Source organism: Bacillus sp. 123MFChir2, assembly GCF_000383235.1.
In the GTDB taxonomy this organism is placed as follows: Bacteria; Bacillota; Bacilli; order Bacillales; family Bacillaceae_G; genus Bacillus_A.
The window spans coordinates 41,333-48,812 of record NZ_KB910957.1; the positions used below are offsets into that span (position 1 = coordinate 41,333).

Below are 7,480 nucleotides of genomic sequence, written 5' to 3' on the forward strand. Positions count from 1 at the left end.
CATAAAAACCCCATGCCCATCAACTTAAGAATGAAAACAAAATGAAATTTAACAAAAAGAACTTGTAGCAATCACTACAAGTTCTTTTTAAGAAAACGTTAATAAGACAAACTATCCTTTTATTTTTTCCTCATATTGTTTAGCAAGCTTATAAAAAGAAGAACGTTTGATGCCATACTTTTTCATAGCTCCTACAGCTGTAATTGAACCAGATTTCCATTCCTTGTAAGCATCCATAAATTCTTCTGTTATTTCGACAGGTGGACGTCCTAAATGTTTACCTTTCTTCCTGGCAAGAGCAATTCCTTCAGCTTGACGTTGTTTAATATCAATGCGCTCTTTTTCTGCAAATGCTGATAATATTGTAAGTGTCGCTTTTTGAATCGCGCTCTGAATGACGTCATTTGTACTTTCTCCGGTGTAATTGACGTTAATATATGGTTCCTTTATAAATTGTAAATTCACTTTGTGCTTTTCATAGTATCTAAACTCTTCTAATGTATCGTTCATATTTCTTCCAAGTCTTGTTAAGGAGTCAAATACAATCGTGTCTCCTGTACGAACAAGGCGTTTTAACATTTGATAATTCTCTCGCTCCATATTTTTCCCAGATTCTTTATCAATGAAAATGTCCCGATCTTCTATCCCTAAATCCTTCATATTCTGAATTTGCCGTTCTTCATTTTGATCTTTACTCGAAACTCGTACATATCCAAATTTTTTATGTTTCATACACTACACCTCACTGGTAATTACACCAATTCCATCTGTAAAGGTACACAGAATATACAGATGTCTGTAAAAGAAGAAATCGATATTTATAGTGTAACTTTAGGAGATAATTTGCGTAGTTTTTAAATGATAAATTGCATACAGGGATAATTTCGTTTTAGGGAACAATTAATTTCTTAAGTTGATGGGCATGTATGGTGACCCCTAATAGTTTGTTTTATTGAGATACAGCAACGATTCCTTCTCTTTGGATCCACTTACAAATTTATGTTTTTACAAAAACTCTACAAAAATATCAAGCAAGATGATTATATATAAAAAGCTTTGCGAGATTTTCCACAAAGCTTTTGTAATGACATGTAATTATAATAATAATTTTCGTATTTCTTCTATACTGAAACCTGTGAATTTTGCAATGTCTTCTAAAGGCATGCCATTTTTGTGCATACCACGAATTAGTTGGATTTTCCCTTCTTCACGAGCATGAGCTAACTTAGCTTGTTCATCTAGAAGTAACTTTTCACGAGCTTCATAAGCTGTTCGGAAAGAAGAGTCATGGCTCATATTTTCCCATTTATTCATTGCCTTTTGCAAAATTGGATCTTGATTCATTGCGATCTCCTCCAATGTTTGAGTTAAATGTTCATCTTCATGTGCTGGTAGCAATAACATCCAGCGAACAAATACATTTTCCCATGGATTTACTTTTTCTTCACGCCATTGTTTGACCAATTTTGGAATTTCCACAAAATGAATTTCAATATCATCACTTAGTATCTGTTGCTTTTTGCTATTCCATAATTGTCCTATGGTGTGAATAGAATCATCTTGGGAAAATAATATAAAATCTAATAAGTTAATGGTAATTGTTTTCCGAAGTGAACGATACGGCATCCCTTCTTGCATTTGGGATGTATAAAGCTTACTCCAGTAATATAAAGAGCGTTTCACCATATCATGAGTATTACGAAGTTGGATTTCTATATTCACTTGCGTTCCATTTTCTAATGTTGCTAATAAGTCTAATATGGATAACTTATCATCTTCATAAGATTTATGAAGATGTGGATCTTCTAATTGTAGAGATGTAATAGGTGCATCTAAAGATTCCTCTAAAATAGCATTCAAAAATCCGGTTAAAATTTCTTCATTTCCCTTCGTTCCGAATAACTGTTTAAAAGCGAAATCAATTCGTAAATTTACTAATTTTGTGGACATGGGTTTCCTCTCCCTGTCTTTCTTTTCTTCTTATTATTTTATAATGTAATTCTTTGTATAAGCAAATGTTACTTTTACCATTGTAGCTCCAATTCATCACAGTATACATCTAACTCCGTAAAACAGTTTTGTAGATTCGCTTCAAAATCCCAATTTATATGCAATTTATCATTTAAAAACTACGCAAATTATGTTCTAAAGTTACAATATGTTCTTTATAAAAAGTAAAGTTCAGTTCATGACCTTTTGTAATTTGTAAAATTGACTGTTAAATATTTGTAAAAAGGGTTCTGGTGCAAAAATACTTTACCAGAAACAGAAATACCCTATAGAACAGACTTTTTTTCAAAGTGTCTATTCTATAGGGTACATTTTAATCTTAAATAAAATTTCTAATGATCTTGATAAGAAAGATAACTAAATTCGATTTTTTTAGAATTAAATAACTTGTAAAAAGCACGTCATCCTTTCTCATTAATATAAGAGAATGGTAACGTGCTTTTAACTTCAAGAATAGTCCAAATCCTTAAGTTGATAGACTTAGACTTCTAAATATTAATTACACATCATCGGAGTGCTAACTCTCTTACATACATTACCTTTGCAATCTAAATATACATCATAAACGCGTCCTCTACTATCGCACTCATAATGAGACCTTACACATGCGCAGCCTGCTGCTTTATTACTTATTCCTAATATTTTCTTTAACATTTTAATCATCCTCTCATTAAAAAATATTAAAACAATTATCTAACAGATTAGCATGGATATTTTGTACGAGTAATCCCACATAACTCATTTACTGAACAATCATAATAGCGATATACTTCTCTTCCACCCTCACAAGAATACCTTTCAACAGTACAAGAGCATATAGCTCTTAATGGTGCTATACCTAGAAATCTCTTTAACATTTTATCCCTCCTATTACATTTAATTACAAATAATAACTTTAGGATACATTCATTTTCCGCAAGTGTCAATATGGTTCTGAATAATCAGAAAAAAATTAGTAGATTTGTTCTATATCACACATTAACCAGTTCTTGTTCTAAAACAATATCTAGTTTCGTTATTAATTCACTAAAATTTGATAAATCTGCAATATGTTTAATTTCCCCTAACTTGTCTATTAATAATATATATGGAGAGGTATTCACAAAGAAATCCTCAACTATATCTGCACTAACTATAAAATGCGCATTTAAAATGCTTTGCATCATGTTACTATCTAATATTTCACTAGAAACAAAGATATAATTAATATCATATTTATTTATAACATCAGGCATCTTCTTAAATAGTTCTTTGCAACTCGAACATGTATTACTTACAAATAAAAGCAAAGTGTATTCATATGCATCTGATGGCACTACTAGTGTTTTGCCTTCCATAGAGTTCTTTTGAAACATCGGTACCTTTTGTCCAACTTCCAAAGATTTTTCTTCTATTTGTTTATTCTCGCGAATCCGAAAACGATTTAAAAATTTTCCAACTAGCCTACCCAGATATAGTATTAATATAGTTTGTAAAATAACAACAATCCACAATGTGATATTAGAAACGACATACCATTTTTCACTCATTTTTTAAGTCCTCTCCTGATAATTTGAACTAACTCAATTTTTTGTTAAACGGTCTATTCGTAAGGAAATATTATATAGTTGTATCATATTTATTCCTATTAATATAACTATCCAACTAGTAAATACTAAAGTAAAGTACTGAAAGTTAAAGATATCAAACACAAATTGCTTAGTTTTTAATAAATGATCTAAGCTCCCTAATGATAACGGATACATTAATAAGATTACTGAAACAGCACCAATACAAAGATTCCTAACAACTAACATCCATGATAATTTATGATTTCCTAATACACCACCACATCCACAAGATATTTCCTTTCTTCCTCTAAGTAAGTTCACTAAAATAGCAACAGAGTATACAAGAAGTAGTAGTGCTGCACAAATTAGAGTAAATGTATGAAACAATCCTATAAACAAACATATACTTATAAATATTTCTGCAAAAATTTCTATAATAGTAAATAACCTAATTTGATTCTCAGGAATAATCCGATATTCTTTTATAATCAATTGATGGATACTAAATTTTTTAATTTTATCAATGCCGGTACTAATAAATAAAGTCGCAAGTCCAATTTTCATCATAAAAAACAAAGAAATCATTTTTATTCACCTCGTATTTTTAAATAATTTTATCCTCCTTAATATTTCTTATCTTTTCATAATGTGAAAATATTCCCTTATAATACGAATTTTGATATATTATTGTTCCTTTATTATCAATTAGAGTGAATGTTGGAAAAGTGTCTATATCTAAGGAAGTAAAAAAGCTCTCATTTTCCTGTATCTTTACAATATCTTTATAATCTGTGTTTCCTTTATTATCATCTGGCAATTCAAATATCTTTTCAATATTTATTAGAGGTATTTTATAGATACCGTTATTCTCCTCAATCATTTCTATTAATGCTTGTTTACAAAAAGGACATGTAGTTGACGTAAATGCAACTATAGTTATATCTTCAAAATTCAAATGGTTTTCTAAGAAATATCTTTTCATATTTACTCCGATAAGATTATTATCCTTAAAGCTAAAATTCCCACTCTCTATTAATGGAAGTAAATCTATTTCCTTTTTGAAAAAATGTATCTGCCCCAATACAATGCACAATAGTAATAACCAAACACAAATAAACATTAAAAGTATCGACATCATACTCCCCCTTTTTAAATATTTAAAGACTACTCTTTGCCAATTCTTTATGTTCCATATACCATTTTGATTGAGAAACAAATAACTCTTTATATATACCCTCTAAATGCAAGAGTTCCTGATGTGTCCCTCGTTCAGCAATTCTTCCTCGTTCCAGTACAATAATTTCATCAGCTAACCATGCTGCCCCAAGACGATGAGTAATAAATATGACAGCTTTATCACTGGAATATTGAAAAAATCCCTCCATAATTTCCACTTCCGATTTTGGATCAAGGGCAGATGTTGGTTCATCCAATACTATAAGATCACACTCTCTATATAAACATCTAGCTATCGCAATCTTTTGCCATTGGCCTCCTGAAAGTTCGTTTCCTCCATCGAAAAATCTTCCCAATCTTGAATCATATTGATTAGGTAGATTTTTAATGTAGTTTTCTAACCCAACCCTTTTTATTACTTCTTTTAATTTTTCTGTATCGGCTAAACTCTCTAGATTTCCAAAACCTATATTTTCTCTTACCGTAAATTCAAAACGATTAAAATCTTGAAATAGAACGGAAATTTTTTTGAAATATTTGTTCAAATCTATCTTATTTAAAGGCGTACCGTTCACATGTATCATAGATGAATCTGTTTCATATAAACCTGTTAAACATTTTATTAAAGTGGTCTTTCCTGAGCCATTTTCTCCAATAATTGCAATCTTTTTACCAGGCGTAATTTTTAAATTAATATCTTTCAATGTTTGTATATGTTGATTAGGATAGGTAAAACTTAGTTGTTGAACACTTATTTCTTGAATACTATGAATATCTTCTTTATCTTCTGCCTCATCAATTTCAGGTAAAGAGATAAAAGATGAGAACTCCTTAACATATAATAAATTCTCATAAATATTTGATATAGATCTAATTAGACTATTTAAACTGGCTTGGATGTTTTGGATAGCTTGTAAAACTGCCACTAATGATCCTACTAACACTCTTCCTAATTTCATTAAGTATAGGAGAAAAACACTTGTTATCGCATATACCAACACCAGTATAATTTCTGACGCAAATAACCAAACAGTTTGTTTCTTTAATAAATTTATCTCCTCCAGATTATTTTCTTGATATTTTTGACGCCATTTTTTAATTAGAAAGTTTGTTATCTGAAATAAACGTAACTCTTTAACGCTCTCTCTTCTATATAACAGATTAGATATGTAATACATTTCTCTATTTACTGGCGTTAAATATCTCATTAATTCATATTTAGATGATCCGTTTTTTATTTCGATAATAAATAGTGGTATGATTCCAACAAATAATATAACTACCAATACCCAGTGAATATTTATTAAATAAACTAATATAGAGATTAGTGTTATACATTCTTTTAACAGGTTAGAAGAACTTGTTACATTATTTACGATACGCTGATCAATACCACTAATCATCTGAAGTTTATTTTGGAATTCGGGATTTTCAAAATGTATGTATGCTAGCTTCTCCATTTTATTAAATGTGGTTTCTTTGATATGCAAACCAATCTTTTGATTAATATATTTATCATTAATAATGCTGAGATGTTCCAAAATATATTGAAGTAGAAAGGTGGCCAATTGACACGCTAAATATACAAATACTTGTTCTAAGTTACCAGAATGATTTATAAATCTTGCTGCTTCATTTATTAAACGCTCAAAAAGAAAAATGTTAATAACGGGTATGAAACCTTCTATAACTCTAATAAACACTAAAAATATTAAATGATTTTTACATGACTTCCAAAAAATACGTGCAGAATAAAGAAATAATGACATATTATTCAATCAAACATCCCCTATAATAATATTAGAATAGATAAAAAATTCTCAATATATACAATATTTTACATTACTTCTTCTATAACGTAAATATTCATTTAACGGTTCTGGTGCAAAAAATCTATCAAACTTGGACATACTGATATTATCAAGCTACAAAAGGACGTGATCAGTATGAAAAAGCAAAATTTATTTAAGTGGAAACATTACCAGCCTGATGTGATTATATTAACAGTCAGATGGTACTTACGATACAGCCTAAGCTTTCGTGATTTAGTGGAAATGATGGAAGAACGAGGCTTATCTATTTCTCACACAACCATTATGCGATGGGTACATCAATATGGTCCTGAGTTAGATAAACGAATTCGGCGCTATCTTAAACAAACGAATGACTCCTGGAGAGTCGATGAAACATATATCAAAGTAAAAGGTCAATGGATGTATCTATATCGTGCAGTGAATTCCAAAGGAAACACGATTGATTTTTATCTCAGTGAAACAAGAGACACAAAGGCTGCAAAGCGCTTTTTCAAGAAAGCTTTGCGGTCTTTTCATGTTTCACAACCTCGTGTGATAACTATTGATAAGAATCCCGCCTATCCTGGAGCAATTGAAGAGTTGAAGAATGAAAAAAGATGCCTGTGGGCATCCAAATAAGGCAAGTGGAAATTCTGTTTAAAACATGGAAATCTATTTTTCAAATTCATGAAATCAAACCAATGAAGTTAGAACGATTTCAGTGTCATTTATATGGCCAGCTCTTGCGCTTATGTTTGGTGGCAAGTACTACATACCAGATGCGGAGGCTTTTGTGGGAGAAGCAACGGAAGGAAATAAGTGAATTGAAATATGCCTATATGGTGCAAATCTATCTCACAAAATTACACACCGCACTCTTTTGTACTTTCCAACATCCTGTTTCAGTGCTTAGCAGGCTCTTTCAAGATGTCAGCAAGAATGGAAAAAAAG

General features: G+C 30.5%; 6 protein-coding genes and 1 pseudogene. 1 reads left to right on the forward strand and 6 read right to left on the reverse strand.

Annotated features, from left to right (window positions below; all coding sequences use genetic code 11):
• Positions 1-111: 111 nt before the first annotated feature.
• The 6 genes from H280_RS0116305 to H280_RS0116330 all read right to left on the reverse strand — a co-directional run bounded on the left by H280_RS0116305 (position 112) and on the right by H280_RS0116330 (position 6,505).
• Positions 112-732 carry a recombinase family protein gene (locus tag H280_RS0116305; RefSeq protein WP_020062206.1) on the reverse strand — a complete coding sequence of 207 codons (621 nt, stop codon included), beginning with the start codon at positions 730-732 and terminating at the stop codon, positions 112-114.
• 363 nt (positions 733-1,095) lie between these two features.
• Positions 1,096-1,950 (reverse strand): Rpn family recombination-promoting nuclease/putative transposase, encoded by an 855-nt coding sequence (locus tag H280_RS0116310; RefSeq protein WP_020062207.1) that lies wholly within the window; start codon positions 1,948-1,950, stop codon positions 1,096-1,098.
• Positions 1,951-2,981: 1,031 nt separating this feature from the next.
• Positions 2,982-3,539, reverse strand: coding sequence for a TlpA family protein disulfide reductase (locus H280_RS0116315; RefSeq protein WP_020062208.1), 558 nt, complete (start codon positions 3,537-3,539; stop codon positions 2,982-2,984).
• Positions 3,540-3,572: 33 nt separating this feature from the next.
• The gene (locus tag H280_RS0116320) at positions 3,573-4,145 is read right to left on the reverse strand and encodes a MauE/DoxX family redox-associated membrane protein (RefSeq protein ID WP_020062209.1); all 573 of its coding nucleotides are present in this window, start codon (positions 4,143-4,145) and stop codon (positions 3,573-3,575) included.
• 19 nt (positions 4,146-4,164) lie between these two features.
• Positions 4,165-4,695, reverse strand: coding sequence for a thioredoxin fold domain-containing protein (locus H280_RS0116325; protein WP_020062210.1), 531 nt, complete (start codon positions 4,693-4,695; stop codon positions 4,165-4,167).
• Between the two features lie 22 nt (positions 4,696-4,717).
• Positions 4,718-6,505 (reverse strand): ABC transporter ATP-binding protein, encoded by a 1,788-nt coding sequence (locus H280_RS0116330; protein ID WP_231401791.1) that lies wholly within the window; start codon positions 6,503-6,505, stop codon positions 4,718-4,720.
• A 177-nt stretch (positions 6,506-6,682) separates the two neighbouring features.
• Here H280_RS0116330 and H280_RS23745 point away from each other — a divergent pair.
• Positions 6,683-7,185, forward strand: a pseudogene (locus H280_RS23745) (IS6 family transposase); the annotation flags it as partial.
• Positions 7,186-7,480 lie beyond the last annotated feature (295 nt).

Excerpts from the sequence above, each read along its gene's own strand:
- H280_RS0116305 (WP_020062206.1), bottom strand. The coding sequence starts at position 732 with ATGAAACATAAAAAATTTGGATATGTACGAGTTTCGAGTAAAGATCAA.
- H280_RS0116310 (WP_020062207.1), bottom strand. The coding sequence starts at position 1,950 with ATGTCCACAAAATTAGTAAATTTACGAATTGATTTCGCTTTTAAACAG.
- H280_RS0116315 (WP_020062208.1), bottom strand. The coding sequence starts at position 3,539 with ATGAGTGAAAAATGGTATGTCGTTTCTAATATCACATTGTGGATTGTT.
- H280_RS0116320 (WP_020062209.1), bottom strand. The coding sequence starts at position 4,145 with ATGATTTCTTTGTTTTTTATGATGAAAATTGGACTTGCGACTTTATTT.
- H280_RS0116325 (WP_020062210.1), bottom strand. The coding sequence starts at position 4,695 with ATGTCGATACTTTTAATGTTTATTTGTGTTTGGTTATTACTATTGTGC.
- H280_RS0116330 (WP_231401791.1), bottom strand. The coding sequence starts at position 6,505 with ATGTCATTATTTCTTTATTCTGCACGTATTTTTTGGAAGTCATGTAAA.